The sequence below is a fragment of the Leptotrichia sp. genome (assembly GCF_057270615.1).
Map to the genome: position 1 here is coordinate 1 of NZ_DBHIXN010000141.1, position 1,356 is coordinate 1,356.

Here is a 1,356-nt window from a genome sequence, read left to right on the forward strand (position 1 = left end):
TCAGTATAATATAGCTACCTTTTAGGATTTGCTTAAAAATTTAGTTTTAAAATGTGTAAAATAAAATTATCAATAAAAAAGGAGCCACATTATGAAGAAGTATTTATTACAATCTTTATTAGTTAGTACCGTAGCGTTAGTTACCATTAGTCCGAATCTTGTTTTGGCTGAAAGTGCTGAAACAAAATTTTCTGATACAGTGCCATCAGCTTTAAATTTAGAACCAGCTGTTACAGAAACCACTGGAGAATCTTTAACTGAACAAAAGTCTAGCGATAGAGAAAATGAAAGTAACGTTCAGCAATCTACGAAAGAAATTATTAAGAAAGAAACTGAAGATATGAAATCAGTTACATATGAAGAATACGCTTCAAATGTGTCTGATTTTAATAAAATTAGTATTGCTGAAGTTCGTCAGATATTCACTTCAGAAGATTCGGAACATACTTTATATTTTGGAAGAGGGACATGTTATCATTGTCGTAAATTTTCTGGAGTATTGAAAGAGTTTAATATGCTGATTGATAAAAAGTTAGAATATTACGATATAGATGGTGAGGATTTTGATGATTCTGCTAAAGAGTTCATTTTTAAAACAATCGGTATTCCTGGAACGCCAACAATTATTTATTTTAAAAATGGTAAAACTATTTCTGGTTGGGTTGGTGGAGGAATAACTGCACAACAACTTTACGATTATCTCTATTTTGGAAAAACTGATGAGAAGCCGAAAAGAGAATTTGAAAATGATAATAAAAATATTATAAATCCAGAGAATTCAATGCAAACTATGGATACTAAAGAGGATACAGTTAAAATTAAAACAATTACAAATCAAATCCCTAAAGATATTCCACTATCTGACGAAAATTTACAGAAAAAGATTGTAGTTAAATCACAAGATACTTTTGGAAAGACTATTGAAAATATAGAGGATAATTCTAAAGATAGTGTGGTTGGTGTTAAAAATCAGGAGAATCCTGAACTACTTTACAGTAAATTTAATGAATATAAATCAGATTTTATAGCGTTAACTAATTTTAAAAAAATAGAATCGGAAGTAAAAAATTTACCCCAAACAGGAGAAGAACAATCGATTAACTTTGTTCGTTTAGGAATCGCCTTATTTATTACTGGAATTTTTATAATAAGTAGTCATTTAAATACTAAAAATGAAGTATAAGATAATAAGAGTATAGTAACCTACTGGAAATAGATCACATTAGATATTTGTGAGAAACAATGTAGATAATCTTTTTACCAAATTTTCAAAATAAAAATAAGTAAATAAATTGAGAAATTTACCTAAGTAGGAAATAGATTTCTCAATTTATTTTATTGTGGGAGGATTTGATT

The 1,356-nt window shown here is 27.9% G+C and carries 1 protein-coding gene; it reads left to right on the forward strand.

Annotation, left to right across the window (positions count from 1 at the left end):
• Positions 1-91: 91 nt before the first annotated feature.
• Positions 92-1,183, forward strand: coding sequence for a DUF6568 family protein (locus ACO409_RS10960; protein ID WP_485557197.1), 1,092 nt, complete (start codon positions 92-94; stop codon positions 1,181-1,183).
• Positions 1,184-1,356 lie beyond the last annotated feature (173 nt).